15 protein-coding genes, 1 tRNA gene and 1 pseudogene are annotated in these 15,420 nt (G+C 62.9%); 7 read left to right on the forward strand and 10 right to left on the reverse strand.

Features of this window, described 5'->3' with window-relative positions:
* Window positions 1-117: 117 nt before the first annotated feature.
* From OEW28_RS11530 to OEW28_RS11540, 3 genes are all read right to left on the reverse strand, one after another.
* Window positions 118-1,497 carry a pilus assembly protein TadG-related protein gene (locus tag OEW28_RS11530; RefSeq protein WP_263734907.1) on the reverse strand — a complete coding sequence of 460 codons (1,380 nt, stop codon included), beginning with the start codon at window positions 1,495-1,497 and terminating at the stop codon, window positions 118-120.
* Window positions 1,494-1,910, reverse strand: coding sequence for a TadE/TadG family type IV pilus assembly protein (locus OEW28_RS11535; protein WP_263734908.1), 417 nt, complete (start codon window positions 1,908-1,910; stop codon window positions 1,494-1,496). The genes OEW28_RS11530 and OEW28_RS11535 overlap by 4 nt, the downstream gene beginning before the upstream one ends.
* A 303-nt stretch (window positions 1,911-2,213) precedes the next feature.
* A complete protein-coding gene (locus tag OEW28_RS11540) occupies window positions 2,214-3,644 on the reverse strand; it encodes a Glu/Leu/Phe/Val family dehydrogenase (protein ID WP_263734909.1) in 1,431 nt (476 codons plus the stop codon).
* Between the two features lie 327 nt (window positions 3,645-3,971).
* Between OEW28_RS11540 and OEW28_RS11545 the strand changes: the two genes are divergently transcribed.
* On the forward strand, window positions 3,972-4,883 hold the full coding sequence (locus OEW28_RS11545) for a pirin family protein (RefSeq protein WP_263734910.1): 912 nt from the start codon (window positions 3,972-3,974) through the stop codon (window positions 4,881-4,883).
* A 55-nt stretch (window positions 4,884-4,938) separates the two neighbouring features.
* On the opposite strand, the gene OEW28_RS11550 is transcribed toward OEW28_RS11545, so the two are convergent.
* The 3 genes from OEW28_RS11550 to OEW28_RS11560 all read right to left on the reverse strand — a co-directional run bounded on the left by OEW28_RS11550 (window position 4,939) and on the right by OEW28_RS11560 (window position 6,631).
* The gene (locus tag OEW28_RS11550) at window positions 4,939-5,319 is read right to left on the reverse strand and encodes a c-type cytochrome (RefSeq protein WP_318527536.1); all 381 of its coding nucleotides are present in this window, start codon (window positions 5,317-5,319) and stop codon (window positions 4,939-4,941) included.
* Between the two features lie 112 nt (window positions 5,320-5,431).
* Window positions 5,432-5,965, reverse strand: coding sequence for a hypothetical protein (locus tag OEW28_RS11555; protein WP_263734912.1), 534 nt, complete (start codon window positions 5,963-5,965; stop codon window positions 5,432-5,434).
* 78 nt (window positions 5,966-6,043) lie between these two features.
* Entirely contained in the window at window positions 6,044-6,631 is a 588-nt protein-coding gene (locus OEW28_RS11560) for a TetR/AcrR family transcriptional regulator (RefSeq protein WP_263734913.1), read from the reverse strand.
* Between the two features lie 95 nt (window positions 6,632-6,726).
* Between OEW28_RS11560 and OEW28_RS11565 the strand changes: the two genes are divergently transcribed.
* The 5 genes from OEW28_RS11565 to OEW28_RS11585 all read left to right on the forward strand — a co-directional run bounded on the left by OEW28_RS11565 (window position 6,727) and on the right by OEW28_RS11585 (window position 11,338).
* Window positions 6,727-6,954, forward strand: coding sequence for a hypothetical protein (locus OEW28_RS11565; RefSeq protein WP_263734914.1), 228 nt, complete (start codon window positions 6,727-6,729; stop codon window positions 6,952-6,954).
* Window positions 6,955-7,042: 88 nt separating this feature from the next.
* On the forward strand, window positions 7,043-8,329 hold the full coding sequence (locus tag OEW28_RS11570; protein WP_263734915.1) for a homoserine dehydrogenase: 1,287 nt from the start codon (window positions 7,043-7,045) through the stop codon (window positions 8,327-8,329).
* A 96-nt stretch (window positions 8,330-8,425) separates the two neighbouring features.
* Window positions 8,426-9,391 (forward strand): class II fructose-bisphosphatase, encoded by a 966-nt coding sequence (glpX, locus tag OEW28_RS11575; RefSeq protein WP_263734916.1) that lies wholly within the window; start codon window positions 8,426-8,428, stop codon window positions 9,389-9,391.
* Between the two features lie 49 nt (window positions 9,392-9,440).
* Window positions 9,441-11,183 (forward strand): single-stranded-DNA-specific exonuclease RecJ, encoded by a 1,743-nt coding sequence (gene recJ / locus OEW28_RS11580; protein WP_263734917.1) that lies wholly within the window; start codon window positions 9,441-9,443, stop codon window positions 11,181-11,183.
* Between the two features lie 80 nt (window positions 11,184-11,263).
* Window positions 11,264-11,338 (forward strand) — tRNA-Glu (locus tag OEW28_RS11585).
* 32 nt (window positions 11,339-11,370) lie between these two features.
* Here OEW28_RS11585 and OEW28_RS11590 read toward each other — a convergent pair.
* Window positions 11,371-11,697, reverse strand: a complete 327-nt coding sequence (locus OEW28_RS11590) for a site-specific integrase (protein ID WP_263734918.1) — start codon at window positions 11,695-11,697, stop codon at window positions 11,371-11,373.
* 138 nt (window positions 11,698-11,835) lie between these two features.
* Entirely contained in the window at window positions 11,836-12,438 is a 603-nt protein-coding gene (locus OEW28_RS11595; RefSeq protein WP_263734919.1) for a thermonuclease family protein, read from the reverse strand.
* Between the two features lie 338 nt (window positions 12,439-12,776).
* Here OEW28_RS11595 and OEW28_RS11600 point away from each other — a divergent pair.
* Window positions 12,777-13,085, forward strand: a pseudogene (locus tag OEW28_RS11600) (DDE-type integrase/transposase/recombinase); the annotation flags it as partial.
* Between the two features lie 56 nt (window positions 13,086-13,141).
* Here the strand turns inward: OEW28_RS11600 and OEW28_RS11605 are convergent.
* Both OEW28_RS11605 and OEW28_RS11610 read right to left on the reverse strand, forming a co-directional pair.
* Complete coding sequence (locus OEW28_RS11605) at window positions 13,142-14,497, reverse strand: aminotransferase class III-fold pyridoxal phosphate-dependent enzyme (protein ID WP_263734973.1); 1,356 nt, start codon at window positions 14,495-14,497, stop codon at window positions 13,142-13,144.
* 13 nt (window positions 14,498-14,510) lie between these two features.
* Entirely contained in the window at window positions 14,511-15,323 is an 813-nt protein-coding gene (locus tag OEW28_RS11610) for an IclR family transcriptional regulator (RefSeq protein WP_263734920.1), read from the reverse strand.
* Window positions 15,324-15,420 lie beyond the last annotated feature (97 nt).

A 15,420-nucleotide genomic window follows, 5' to 3' on the forward strand; every position in this document is an offset into this window, starting at 1 on the left:
AAACCCCTTGGTTCAAATCTGGACAAAAATCAGTTGGTACAATGGGTTGTGCTGCACAAAGGCCCGCCGGCCACCACTTGGTGCGCCGACGGGCCAAGGATTGCTGCCTTGGGTCGCTTACCTGACCATTCGGAAATACTTCGCCTCGTAGTTGTTGCCCATCCCCGCCCCGCCGCAGAAGCCGAACGAACCGTTCGACGTGATGCTGGCTTCGCCGCCGGCAACGAACGACGCGCCTTCGATCCCGTTCGCGTTGGCGGTGGCATAGATGTCGCCGGCCGCGATGAACTGGCTGCCGTAGACCTGGATCCCCGACGCCAGGTCGATGCCACCCTTTGTCACCACCTGCACGTCGCCGCCAGCGGTGCAGTTGTCATCCTTGCCGAAACGCACACCCGAACGACCATAGAACGACTTGCCATCAACGTTGGTGTTCAGGAAGACCACGTCTTCAAGCGACGCGCCGTCGCCCAGGTCGGTGCCGAACTGGATCCGGCAGTTCGTGACGATCGCCATCTTGCGCAGCCAGTCACCCTTGACCTGCTTGTGCTGGTTGTCGTTCTTGCAGTCGAGAATGTGGACGCGGCCCTGCTTGAAGTCGGCTTGCGACAGCTCGGTCTTGCCTTGCCCGTTGATCTTCACGGCAACCTTGTTGGTGATGTAGCTGCGGTAATAGGGCGAAGTCGGCTCCATGATCCCGTATTTCGCGTCGGCCGGGTTCAGAAGTCCCTGTTCGATCTGGTTGATCCTGCCAAGGATGCGCATCGCATAGGAACCGTCTCTCAGCGCCTCGCGCAGGCCGGTGTTCTGGTCGAAACCCGAATCCGGGATCACCACGTCGGTCTTGTCGGGCATCGAAACGATCACGCCGGTGTTGAAGACGTTGTTCGAGTTGATCTCGACATGCTCCTGCGAGTGGATGCAGTAGCCCGGTTCATAGTTGTTGTTGCTTTGCGTATCGACCCGCTCGGCCGCGACGATGCCTTCACGGAAGCAGCTTGAGGCGTAGGTTTCCCAGACCGAACCCGATCCGACGTCCAGCCGATCCTGGCCCGCAAGCCGCAGGAAGAAGGTCCCCAGGCCGTTATTCTGCGCCTCGTAGCGCTTCGTGGACACGAAAACCGCATTCTTGGAAGCGGAATTCGCGGTGAATTTCTTCGTCGTCGCGTCCCAGTCGCCAAAAACGATATCCTCGGGGCGCAGAACCGTGCCGTAGCGAGAGGTCGGCATCATGTTGGTCGCCACGGTGATCGCCTTGGCCTTGGCGACGTCGGCGGTTTCCCATTCGCGCGTCAGAAGGGCGGCGTGGGCGGCCGAGTCCGCGGTCGCCTGCAACTGCGTGTAGGCCTGGAAACCATTGCCGACATCCACGGCGAAGCCGCCCAGGATCAGGCTCACGATCAGCATCTGCAAGCTGAGCACGGTTATGCCACCGTCCTCGCGCTTTGCGCGTTTTTTCGCGGCGCGGGCCGCGCGGCTCAGGAATAGCGGTGTCATGGTTGGCTGAACCCCTCGTCAAGCTGGTCGGCGGTGATGAACCAGTTGCTGCTGAAGACATGGGCAATGCCCAGAAGGTCGAGATCTGCCAGCGGGACGGTCACGGTCGTCGTGATCAGACCGGCCGCGTTGGTGGTCACCGCGTTCGCATTGGCGCTGATCGAGGCGATACGACCTTCCACGTAGGTTTCCGTCTCGGCGTTGGTGGTCAGACGGCGGATCGAGTAGTTCCGGTTCCCGTCCTGGATGATCCGCATGATCCGGGACTGGTTGTTGAAGATCATCGATAGGTCGACCATCAGGGAAAACAGACCCAGGAAGAATGGCAGCCACAGGATGACTTCGATCGTCGCTGCCCCTCGGTCGCGACGCAGGAAATTCTTGCCCCTGCTGACAAGACGAAATGGCAGCATAACACGGCTCCTAAACACCGCCGATCCGCGGCGGCACCCCACACGCCATCAAATAAGCGATCAGAATCGGGCTAAATTTTGTCGATTTCAGGCTGTCGTGATGGCATGCGAAGCAGGAGGCCGCGCATCGAAGGATAAATCAGGCGCGATCCGATCCATTTGCGCACAATCGCGAACAATCAAGTGTCCGATACCGCTCCATTCGGCTCAATTGAGTCAACTTGCTGTTCGGAGCGCAGGTTTGGTCACCTGCTGGCGGCTTCGCTGCGAATCCGGTGGGCCGCGCGGCGGGCCGTGGGGCGATCAAAGCCCCTTCGAACGGTAGGCCGCCGCCACGCGGTCGATGGCCACGATATAGGCCGCGACACGCAGGTCGTGCACGTCGTTGCGGGCATGCCAAACCTCACGCATGGCCTGGTAGGCGGTGCGCATGGTGTCGTCGAGACCCGAGCGCACCAGTTCAAGCTCGTCAGAGCCGCGCAGGAAGCGTTCCTTGAAGTCCGGGGCAAGCTCCCATCCCAGTCCGCGGTCAGAGGAAAGCCGTTCAAGCTCTTCGACGATCAGGCGTGAGCGCGCCTCTTCGGCCCGCCGCTGCATTCGCCCGAACCGGATGTGAGACAGGTTCTTGACCCATTCGAAATAGGACACCGTGACGCCGCCGGCGTTGGCGTACATGTCAGGGATGATGACGGTGCCCTTTTCGCGTAGCACCTCGTCAGCGCCGAAGGTGACCGGCCCGTTGGCCGCCTCGATGATCAGACGGGCCTTGATCCGGTCGGCATTGCCAAGGTGGATTACCCCTTCATGCGCGGCGGGGATCAAGATGTCGCACTCTTTCTCAAGCACCTCCGCGCCGTTTTCGACCTGGACCGCGTCGGCATAGCCCTTGATTGTTCCGTGACGGTTCATCCACTGCTTGACCGCCGCGACATCCAGCCCTTCATCCCGCACCAGCGCGCCGTCATGTTCGATGATGCCGGTCACGATCACCCCGTCCTCTTCGCTGAGGAACTTGGTGGCATGGTAGCCCACATTGCCAAGGCCCTGCACGATCACGCGCTTGCCTTCCAGATCGCCCGAAAGCCCGGCCAGCGCCTTGTCGTCGGCGTGGCGGAAGAACTCGCGCAGGGCGTACTGCACCCCGCGCCCCGTCGCCTCGACGCGGCCCTGGATGCCGCCTGCGTGCGGCGGCTTGCCCGTCACGCAGGCACGCGCGTTGATGTCGGCGGTGTTCATGCGCGCGTACTGGTCCGCAATCCACGCCATTTCACGCTCGGAAGTTCCCATGTCCGGCGCGGGAACGTTCTGCGCGGGGTTGATCAGATCGCGCTTTATAAGCTCATAGGCAAAGCGCCGGGTGATCTGCTCGAGCTCGTGTTCGTCCCACTGCCGCGGATCGATGCAAAGACCGCCCTTCGAGCCGCCGAAGGGTGTTTCCACAAGGGCACATTTGTAGGTCATCAGCGCGGCCAGCGCTTCGACCTCATCCTGAGACACCGAGGTGGCGTATCGGATGCCGCCCTTCACAGGCTCCATGTGCTCAGAGTGCACCGATCGGTATCCGACGAAGGTCTCGATCTTGCCCCGCAGCCGCACGCCGAAGCGCACGGTGTAGGTCGAGTTGCAGACCTTGATCTTTTCTTCAAGCCCTGGGCTGAGGTCCATGAGCGCCACCGCCCGATTGAACATCAGATCCACAGACTCGCGAAAGCTCGGCTCCTTCAGGGTCGACATGGCTTCTCCTGACATCAGCTCGGTAGCCATTTATAACACGCATTGCGCGAACTGGAACCGCCGCGGACGCCCAGCCCCCGAACTTCCCGCGCAAATCGGGGCGGACCAGGCCAATGACGCCGGTCCCGGCGGTACTTTCGCGGCCGGAAAAAACGCTGACTCGTTGCCGCGCTGGCCGTGCCTGGGCTGCGCCACACCACAGGCAGATGCCGGGTCAAGATCGTTGTGCGCTGGCAAACGCATACTGTGAGTCCCGGACTGCGCGGTCAGGACTCGCGGCGCGCCGGGATGCGCCTATATTCGCTTCAGCAGAACAGGAGGCCCGCAATGTCCATCCGTCCAATCCTTGAATCCCGCCGCGCCATGCCGACGATGGAAGGCGCGGGCGTAAAGCTGCATCGCGCCTTCGGCTTCCACGACCCCAGCGAGCTTGACCCATTCCTGCTGTTCGACGACTTCCGCAACGAGCGGCCCGACGATTACCTGCGCGGGTTCCCGTGGCATCCGCACCGCGGGATCGAGACCATCACCTACGTGCTCGCCGGGACCGTCGAGCATGGCGACAGCCTTGGCAACAAGGGGCGTCTGGGCGCGGGTGACGTGCAGTGGATGACGGCCGGGTCGGGGATCATGCATCAAGAAATGCCGCTTGGAAACGCCAAGGGCCAGATGCATGGCTTCCAGCTTTGGGCCAACCTGCCCTCGGGCCTCAAGATGACGACGCCGCGCTATCAGGATGTGAAATCGGCCGACATCCCCGAGATCACCGACGACGACGGAACCGTCGTGCGGGTGATCGTCGGCTCATTCTGGGGCAAGTCCGGACCGGTCGACGGGATCGCAGCCGATCCGCAGTACCTGGACATCTCGGTTCCGCCTGGCGTGCGCAAGACCTTCAGGATCGACACCTATCGCCGCGCCTTCGCCTATGTCTTCGAAGGCACCGGCCGCTTTTCCGACGCGTCCCGCCCGCAAGGCGTGCTTCTGGAAAAGGAGGTGATGGGCGAAGAGGTGAACATCCGCGACATGTCCGGCGACCGGACGCTCATCCGCTTCGGCACGGGTGACGAGGTGACGGTGCAGGCCGGTGACAAGGGGATCCGGTTCCTGCTGATCTCGGGCGCGCCGATCGAAGAACCGGTCGCCTGGCATGGACCGATCGTGATGAACACCAAGGCCGAGATCATGCAGGCGATGACGGACCTCAGGAACGGGACGTTCATCCGCCCCGCGCATTGACCGGCGGGCCGCGCGGTTTCATCAGGCCTCAAGAGAGGCGGACAACCGCGTAAGACTAATAGCGGGCCTGGCCAGCGTAATATGCTGCCAGGTCCTCAAGATCCTGATCGGTCAGATCCCGCAGGAAATTTGTCATGGCCGAACCCTTGCTGGTGTCCTCACGCTTGCCGGACGCATAGTTCCTCATTTGCTCCAGCAAGTAGACCGCCGGCTGTCCGGCCAACATCGGAACCGGTTGGAACGAGGTTGAGCGGGCATTCCCGTCCACCCCGTGACACCGTGCGCAGTTGGTTCGCGCAAGATCCCGTCCATGCTCCGGGTCACCTTCCGCGAGAACGGCGGAAGCCGTCGCGAAGAATGACAGGGTCAATGTCGAAGCGATGCGCAAGGCCACGTCAGCCTCCCCGAACGATCCAACTTGCAACCATGATACCACATTAGCGGCGTTTCGGCGAACGCGCCTGCCAGTCGGCGGCGCGCTTGCAGGTGGGGCCGAACAGACGTCTGCCCTGGCGAAGCGGAAGCCGCCAACGGGACACGGTACCCGACTAGTCTTCGAAAAGCGCCTTGGCGCGTTCAGGGTCCCAGCGCCGCTCTGTCAGCCCTTCGGCTTCCCATTCCAGTCGCTCGGCCTCAAAGAAGTCGCCACCGTAGATGTGCAGTGCGCCGGTGTACTTGCAGATCGGGTTGGTCACTGAATGAATGACATCCTTTCCAAGCGGCGCGACGTCTCCGGCCGCCAAGGCCTTGGCGCCCGCGGCCTCGATCCGGCCAAGTGGATCATCCTTCACACGACGCCAGAAGATATTGTCCTCGCGGCCCGTGTAGATGCCGATGACGGCCCACATGTTGTGATCGTGGGGCATCAGGACCATCTGAGGTTTCCAGACGACGTTGAGAATTGTCAGCTGGGGCGATTTGTAGATGGCGCTCAGCCCGCCCGAAGTCGGTTCGCCAAGTTCGTCCAGGACCGCCGAGAGATCCGTCATCGCCCCTTTCAGCAGCTCCGCCACAGCGCCGTGGGTTGGGTCGTCGCGGACGGCGGCCTTGCAGTCTTCGACGAATGCTTCGAGATTGAACATCGTCTCTCCTCCAGCCCCAAAAGTCCGAGACTAGCACAAAATGGCCTTCCGAAGAACGCGGTCATCGCCGGACGGGCGTTACACAGCGACCGCCTTGCGCACCATGTCCCAGTAGATATCGCCCACTGCGGCACGCCCCAGACGCCCGCCTTCGCGATACCAGGTGTTGACACCGTTCAGCATGGCGATGATCGCCATGGTCGCGAGCTTGGTATCGGGCACGGCGAAGAACCCCCCGCCCTGCCCCGCCTTGAGGATCGATTCCAGCCGGTTCTCGTAGTCCCGCCGAAGCCCCTCGATCACGGCGAAGTTTTCCGGCCCAAGGTTTCGCAACTCCATGTAGGACAGGAAGACGGCGTCGGCATGGTCAAGATTGAAGGCGATGTGAAACCTCACGAAGGAGTCGAGCCGTTCGACCGGGCCGGCGGGGGGCTCCGCCGCGTCCCAAGCCTTGATCAACTCGTCCATGTGGTCCCTGAGCAGATCGACCAGCATCGTTTCCTTGTCGGGCGTGTAGAGATAAAGCGCGCCGGCCTGCACGCCCACCTCGGCCGCGATCTGACGCATGGACACCGCCGCGAAGCCGTGGCGCGCGAAGAGTCGGCGTGCCGCCGCGCGGATGCGCGGGCCGGTGATATCGGATCGGGAACCGGGTTTGCGGGCCATGGGCCCACAGTATATGAACAAACGTTCAGAACAATCCCCGAAACTTGCGAAGCCTGCCGGTCCGGCCTATCTTCGCGCCGCGACACGGAGGCTTCATGCGCCCAGTTCCCATCACCTTGGCGGCCGTCGTTCTGGCGGCCTGCGCGCCCGGCACCGGAACGGCTCCGACGGCCGCCCGCGCGCCCTACCCCGAGCTTCTTCCCCTGTCCGAGCTTCTGTCGCCCGAGGGTGCCATCGACGGTGCCGCGACGGCCGCAGCGCTTGAGGCGGAAGCAGCAGCGCTAAGGGCACGCGCTGCCGCGCTAAAGGCGGCCGACGGCTGATACGGCGTCGCACCACGCGCGGGCGCGTTGCAAGCCCCGCCGCAACAGGCTAACACCCGCCGGAACGCATGATATCCAGGAGCTCCCCATGTCCGAACCGCTGCGTCTTGGCATAGCCGGCCTTGGCACTGTCGGCATGGGCGTCGTCAAGATCGCCCAGGCCCACGCCGCGATGCTGGAACGCCGTGCGGGGCGCCCCATCAAGATCACCGCCGTGTCCGCGCGCGATCGCACCCGAAACCGCGATGCCGACCTGTCGGGCTACGCATGGGAAAACGACCCGGTCGCGCTTGCGCGGCGTGAAGACGTCGACCTGTTCATCGAGGTGATGGGAGGCGACAACGGTCCCGCCAAAGCCTCGACAGAGGCGGCAATCGCGACCGGCAAGGACGTGGTCACGGCAAACAAGGCGCTTCTTGCGCATCACGGCCAGGCTCTTGCCGAAACGGCGGAAAGTGCCGGCCGCGTCATCCGTTTCGAGGCTGCGGTCGCAGGCGGAATCCCTGTCGTCAAGGCGCTGACCGAAGGGCTGGCGGCGAACGAGATCCGACGCGTGATGGGCGTGATGAACGGCACCTGCAACTACATCCTGACCCGGATGGAAAGCGCGGGCCTTGCCTACGACCAGGTCTTCGAGGAAGCGCGCCAGCTTGGCTATCTCGAGGCGGACCCGAACCTTGACGTCGGCGGCATCGACGCCGGCCACAAGCTCAGCCTTCTGGCCGCCGTGGCCTTCGGAACCAGGGTGTCGTTCGACGCGGTGGAACTTGAGGGAATCGGGCGCGTGTCCATCGACGATATCCGCCGCGCGGCCGACATGGGTTATCGCATCAAGCTGCTCGGCGTCGCGCAGATGACGGGACGGGGGCTGGAACAGCGCATGTCGCCCTGCCTTGTGCCCGCGGACAGCCCTCTTGGACAGCTTCAGGGCGGAACGAACATGGTCGTCCTGGAAGGCGACAGCGTCGGACAGATCGTGCTGCGTGGTGCGGGCGCGGGTCAGGGGCCGACGGCAAGCGCGGTCATGTCGGATGTCATCGACATCGCGCGCGGCATCCGCGTTTCCACCTTCGGCCAGCCGGCCGCAACGCTCTGCGACGCGATCCCGGCCAAGGCCACGGCGCCGGCACCATTCTATCTGCGCATGGCGTTGTCGGACAAACCCGGAGCATTGGCCAAGGTGGCGACGATCCTCGGCGACGCCGGGATCTCGATCGACAGGATGCGCCAGTACGGGCACGAAGATCCGACCGCGCCGGTGCTGATCGTGACTCACCGGACGACGCGCGAGGCGATCGACCACGCGTTGTCGCGGCTGCCCGCGACGGGCGTCGTCGAGGGCGACGCGGTCGCGATCAGGATCGAGACCGTCTGAGGCCGCCCACGCCCTGGCGCCGGGCCGCTTGCCCCTTGCAGGCGCTTGGCGCGAGGCGTTACACGAAGAAAAACGCAGTTCACCCGGGGACAGACAATGGCCAACGTCAAGGAATTCAGGGATCGCATGCTCTCGCTTGGGCTTGCCCGCGTCAGCGAGGCGGCGGCGCATGCCTCTGCCCGCCTTATCGGACGGGGTGACGAAAAGGCCGCCGACCAGGCCGCGGTCAACGCCATGCGCGACCAGCTCAACCTTCTGGACATAGCCGGCACGGTGGTGATCGGCGAGGGTGAGCGCGACGAGGCGCCCATGCTTTTCATCGGCGAACAGGTCGGAACCGGCGACGGCCCCGAGGTCGATATCGCGCTTGATCCGCTTGAAGGCACGACGCTGACCGCCAAGGACATGCCGAACGCGCTGACCGTGATCGCCATGGCGCCGCGCGGAACGCTTCTGCATGCGCCCGACGTCTACATGGACAAGCTTGCCGTGGGTCCGGGTCTGCCCAAGGATGTCGTCAGCCTCGAGATGAGCCCGACCGAACGGGTCGTGGAGCTGGCGCGGGCCAAGAAGTGCAAGCCCACCGACATCACGGTCTGCATCCTGGAACGCCCCCGGCATGAATCGATGATCGCAGAGGTTCGCGCCACCGGCGCGGCAATCCGCTTGATCACGGATGGCGACGTGGCCGGCGTAATTCATTGCGCGGAAAGCGAAATAACGGGCATCGACATGTACATGGGCACCGGCGGAGCGCCTGAGGGCGTGCTTGCTGCATCGGCGCTCAAATGCATGGGCGGGCAGATCTGGGGCCGCCTGCTGTTCCGCAATGACGATGAACGCAGCCGCGCCGCCCGGGCAGGCATCACCGACCTGAACCGCATCTATTCCCGCGACGACATGGTCACGGCGGACGTGATCTTTGCCGCGACCGGCGTCACGAACGGGTCGATCGTCCAGGGGGTCAAGCGCGAACCGCAGTTCATTCAGACGGAAACCATCTTGATGCGGTCGAAGACCGGCTCTGTCCGCCGGATGATCTACCGCAACCCGGTGAAGTGAGCGCGAAACGCGATCCAGGAAGCGGCGGCGCCGCTTGGGCGGGCGCGGCATGAGCGCGTTTCTGGGCGTCGAAAGTTCCGCCACGGGCCGCCGATGGGTGGGTCCTTCGGCAGAGGCCGATCGCCTGGCCGAGGGGCTCGCGCAGGAAACGGGGCTACCGCTGGCGCTTGGTCGCATCTTGTCGGCGCGCGGGATAACCGCTGCCGACGCCGCGTCCTTTCTGGAACCGCAGTTGCGCGACCTGCTGCCCGACCCCAAATCGCTGAAGGACATGGGCAAGGCGGCCCTTCGCTTCCTCAAGGCGGTCAGGGGCCGCGAGCGGATCGCCATCTTCGCCGATTATGACGTGGATGGCGGGACCTCCGCCGCGCTTCTGATCACCTGGCTGCGCGCCCTCGGGCGGCCTGCCACGCTTTATGTTCCCGACAGGATCGACGAAGGCTACGGACCGAACGTCCCGGCGATGGCAGCTCTGGCCCGCGCCCACGACCTGATCGTCTGCGTCGATTGCGGCACGCTCAGTCACGACGCGATCGCGGCGGCCAGCGGCGCGGACGTCGTGATCCTTGACCACCATCTGGGCGGAGAGACGCTGCCCCCCGCGGTGGCGGTCGTCAACCCGAACAGGCAGGACGAAACCGGCGAACTGGCGCACCTTTGCGCAGCGTCGGTCGTTTTCCTGATGCTGGTCGAGGTCAACCGCCAGATGCGCGAAGACGGCGTGCGCGGACCCGACCTGATGGCGCTGCTCGATCTCGTGGCGCTGGCGACGGTGGCAGATGTTGCGCCGCTGGTTGGCGTCAATCGCGCCTTCGTGCGACAGGGGCTGAAGATTCTGGCGCGCCGCGAACGGGTGGGGCTTAGGGTTCTGGCCGATGTCGCGCGGATGGACAGGGCCCCCACGCCCTATCACCTTGGTTACCTGCTGGGTCCGCGGATCAACGCGGGCGGACGCATCGGCGCATCCGACCTGGGTGCGCGGCTTCTGGCCACCGACGACCCGCATGAGGCGCAGGCGCTGGCCGAACGGCTTGACGCGCTGAACACCGAACGCCGAGAGATCGAGAACAGGGTGCGCGACGCGGCGCTCTTGCAGGCCGAAGAGCGCGGGCTTGACGCCCCGCTCGTCTGGGCGGCCGGCGAAGGCTGGCATCCAGGCGTTGTCGGCATCGTCGCCGCCCGTCTCAAGGAGGCCACGAACAGGCCCGCTGTCGTGATCGGGCTGGCGGGGGACGAGGGCAAAGGTTCCGGCCGGTCGGTTGCGGGTGTCGACCTGGGTGCCGCGGTTCAGCGCATCGCAGCCGAAGGGCTGCTGACAAAGGGGGGCGGGCACCCAATGGCCGCTGGCCTGACGGTCCAGCGCGACCGGATGGAACCCGCGATGACCCGGTTGGCCGAGTTGTTGTCCCGGCAGGGTGCCGGGGCGCAGGGCCCGCGCGAACTTCGGCTGGATGGGCTGCTCATGCCCGGTGCCGCGACCCCGGAGCTTCTCGAGGCGCTTGAACAGGCAGGTCCATTCGGCCAAGGGGCGCCGGCGCCGCGATTTGCCTTTCCGTCGGCCGAAATCACGTTCAGCCGCCGCGTGGGCGAAAGCCATCTGCGGCTCACCCTTTCGGACGGCCTTTCGGCACGGCTGGAAGCGATCGCATTTGGCGCCTTCGACAGCGCCCTTGGCCCGTTCCTCGAGGCCCACGGCGGCCGAAGAGTCAATGTTGCCGGGCGTTTGGAGATGAACCAATGGCGGGGCCGCAGCTCTGTCCAGCTGCGCGTCGAGGACGCCGCGAGCCTGTGAATCAGGTCTGTCGAAAAAATCGCAAAATACCTCTTGCGAGTCACCCGCGCCTGGCCTAAACACCGCCCCACGCCAAGCGCGGCCCGTTCGTCTATCGGTTAGGACGTCAGGTTTTCAACCTGAAAAGAGGGGTTCGACTCCCCTACGGGCTGCCATGGCTTTCCCCAAGACATTGTTATACATGGGCTTATCCGCCCTTCTTGTCCAACTTGTCGGCTAGCCGCCCGCGATCTGCCTTTTCGGTGTAGGTCGATCCCTGATTGTTGGTCTTGTGGCCGAGGAAGCCCCGGATTTCGTCCGGCGTAGCCTCGTCATTTGCGAGCCTCGTGGCGCTCGCTTTGCGTCGCCCGTGGGCCGAACCAGGCACGCCCGCCGCCGTGCATTGGTCGCGAAGCGAGTTGCCAAGCGTTTCGGGCTTGTACGGCCGATCCTGGGTCAGGAATGAGAGCCGATCGGACGGCACGAATGCGAGTTCCGTGGCAAGCTCGAGAACCAGATCCAAGCGGATCGACACGGGAATGCCTGTCTTGTGCCTGCGAAACTCAAGCCGCTCGCCCTGTACGTTTTGCCAGCCAACCCGAACATCCCGCCTGCCTCGTACTCTTATACACAGTTGAAGCGATGAACCCTGGGCCAACAGATGAAGCTGGGGCTACTGTTTGCTCTTTCTCTTTTCGAAGTTTTCCCACACATGCATCCGGCCCTTTTGACGCGCATCGGCTAGAAAGAGTTTCTTGCGGACTTCAGGTACTTCCAGCGAGCCGTACTTGCCGCCTGAAAACTTGGGCCAATCGATTGCCAGACCAAGCTTCACCATCTCGGCCGAAAGGTCACGACCGTCAGGCAAGTAACAATGCGCTAGCGTGCGGCCGTAGCTGTCTAAGTCGGTCACTTCTGCTCGAATGACATGACCCTTACAGAGCCTTTGCAACGCCCTCTTGGCTCGTACTCCATAGGGATGGTCTAACTCGGGAGCATCAACTCCGAACAATCGAACCTGGGTTTTCTGAATCCTTATGGTATCTCCATCAACCACGTACGCTGCGCCCGTGAGAATGCGCTCTTCCAGAAGATGCCTGGCACTACTCGGGTCGAACCGCGAAGTCTGTGTCCCGTGAACCTGAGAAGGTCCGGTTCTCGTTCGGCGTATCGGCGCGGGATCTGGCAAAGAATTGGTTTGGCTTCCTTCCGTTTTTTTCGAACGAAGAAACAGAAGAATCGCCGCGATCACAACGACGCCTATCAATAGTTCCACTGTAGTGACCTCGCGCCGTCAATTTACGATTCTGAGAAACTAAGTTCATCTTTTCAGAGATTTGACAGCAAGGGAACAGGTTCACAGTGGTTGAAAGAGGCCTTCACGCGTCAGTTGAAGACCGGGGCTTTCTCGGATGACGTTCTCGGAGCAGAGTGTTCGCTCGACATCGCACACACGCAGCGCGACTTCGACTTCTAGCGGGTCGCCTATGTCGCTATCGGAAACCGCGATTCCGTCTGAAAGATTGTGGTCGATCGAAGGCCTTTCCCCACGCTGTTCCCCGGCCAACAGATGCTCAAGGAATTGCAGGCGGCGAGTCGCCCGATTTGACACTACGCTTGATCATCACGGATAATCTGCGCGGCTATATCAAGCCGATCCGCCAATTGGCCCCGGACGAAGATCACCGCGCGCACAAGGGCCTGAACAACCGGATCGAGGGCGCGCACCGACCAACTCGGAAGCGAGAGAAGCTCAAGGGTCGGTTCAAATCGCCCAATCAAGCGCAGCGGTTCCTCCCCGCCCATGACCAGAACGATACGATTTTCAGGCCCCGCCGCTATCGCCTTTCCGCCACCTCCTACCGCCACGCCAGATCAGATGCTTTCGACCTTTGGCAGAGCTATGCTCTCGAGATGACTGCGAGATCGAAGCCAGACGGGCCTTCTGTGGTCAGTCTGGAACAAGTTGGCCATCCCGTTCAGGATACCGTGGACAAACCAGCTTCCAAGGCGGACAGGATCGTGTTCACATCGGCATCCGACACCACAAGGGGCGGGGACAGGATGATGTTGTTGCCCGAGACCCGGATCATCGCGCCCGCCGCGTAGGCACCGCGCTGCACGGCGGCGATACTCTGCTTGTCGATCGGCGCCTTGGTGGCACGGTCTGAGACCAGTTCGAGCGCGGACATCAGGCCATGGCCGCCGCGAACATCGCCGATGATCTCGTACTTGCCCTTCAACGCTTCGAGACCGGCAAACATCTGAGACCCTCGCGCCGCCGCGTTTTCCGTCACGTTCAGTCTAAGGGTTTCCTTGATGCAGGCGATGGCGGCCGCTGCACCCACCGGATGTCCGGAATAGGTATAACCGGAGGCAATCGCGCCCTTGCCGGTGGTGTCCTTCTCGAACACTTCGGCAACTTCATCAGAGATCATGAGCGCGCCGAAGGGGAAATAACCGTTGGTGATCGCCTTGGCGGTCGTCATCATGTCCGGCCGCACGCCCCAGTGACGGGACCCCGACCAGTCGCCAGTACGGCCGAATGCCGTAATGATCTCGTCTGCGATCAGCAGGATCCCGTATTTGGTGCAGATCTCGCGTACGCCGGGCATGAAGCTTTCGTGCGGCGGAATGACCCCCCCTGCGCCGAGCACCGGTTCCATGATGAAGGCGGCGATCGTCGAGGGGTCCTGGAACCGGATCTCGTCCTCGATCGCGGCAAGAACGTGCCCCGCCAGCCTGGCCGGATCGGTCTCGTTGAACGGATTGCGATAGGTGTAGGGCGCTGGCACATGATAACACCCCGACATCAGCGGCTCGTACTGGGTACGGAAGTTGGCGTTTCCATTGACGCTTGCGGCAAGCGTATGGGTGCCGTGATAGCCCTTCTTCAGAGACAGAAACTTCACGCGGCCCGCTTCTCCGCGCAGCTTGTGATACTGCCGTGCAAGGCGCAGAGCGACCTCGACGCTGTCGGACCCCCCCGACGTATAGAAGGCACGCGACAATCCGTCGTGCGCGAAGAAATCCCTCAGCATCTCGGCAAGCTCGATGACATTGTCGTTCGTCGTGCCGCGGAAGATCGAATAGTAGGGCAGCCGATCAAGCTGGCGCGCGATGGCTTCCTTGACCGGCGCGCAGGAATAACCAAGGTTGACATTCCAGAGCCCCCCGACGGCATCGACGACGCGGTGACCGTCGACATCGATGATCTCGACGCCCTCCGCTCCAACGATAATGTCGGGCGGATTGGCCTGCATTTCTGCCGGATGCGCCATCGGGTGCCACAGGTGGCGGGCGTTGTGCTCTTTCAGGAAATTGCCGTCTTTCATCTTCATTCTCCGGTCATTCAGCGGCTTGCCGCGCCAGCGCTGCATAGTGTTCAGGAACCACGCCGCCTATCGCGCGCGTGACTTTCTTCATCCCCTCGCGAAGCGACTTCGCCGTTTCGCGCTTCTTCTGTTCTGTCATTCGGGCAAGCGGCATGGCGACGGCGAGGGCACCAGCGACGCTGCCCTCGGCGTCGAAGATCGGCATGGCACGCGATGCGACCTCGTTGTCGAAGGCCTTGCTGACCTCGCCCATACCGGTTTGGGCCGCGCGCTCGATCAAGGCACAAAGCGCCTCCGGCCTGGTCACGGTGTTGTCGGCATAAGCGTGAAGTTCGCCTCGCAGCACCTGCTGACGCAAGGCATCCGTGCCAAAAGCCAAAACAGCGACACCCGAAGCGGTCGCGTGCAAAGGCAGCATGTCGGCTTCGTCGAAATGGACCTGGGTGCCATGGCGGCGAGGGTCGACATGACAAACGGGTGAAAGCTTCGTTCCGTGAAGCAGAGAAAAGTGCACGAGCTCCCCTGTCTCCTCGGCCAAGGCCTCGATGATTGGCATGACCATGCTGCGCACCGGCGCCGTTGCCTCGCGCACGGCCGCCAGTCGCAGAATCGCCGGACCAAGGCAGTAGGTTCGAGTGTTCGGATTTTGCTGGAGAAAGCCATTTTGCGTCAGTTCGACAAGATAGCGGTGTACAGTTGCCTTGTCGCGACCAGACAGGCGCACGAGATCGCCCAGCCCCAGCGACGGCCGGACTCGCGAGAATAAGCTCAGCAATTCAAGGGCGTTGGTGATGGTTCCCATGATCAGCTCTTCGACAAAGGCCACGGACAATCCGCTCGGTGATTCAATTGTTGACGGATTTTCATTTCCCATGCAACAATAAATGATACTACCGGTTCGAATAATGAACCTTAACAGGGAG

It is taken from the genome of Albidovulum marisflavi (assembly GCF_025751435.1).
Taxonomy (GTDB): domain Bacteria; phylum Pseudomonadota; class Alphaproteobacteria; order Rhodobacterales; family Rhodobacteraceae; genus Albidovulum; species Albidovulum marisflavi.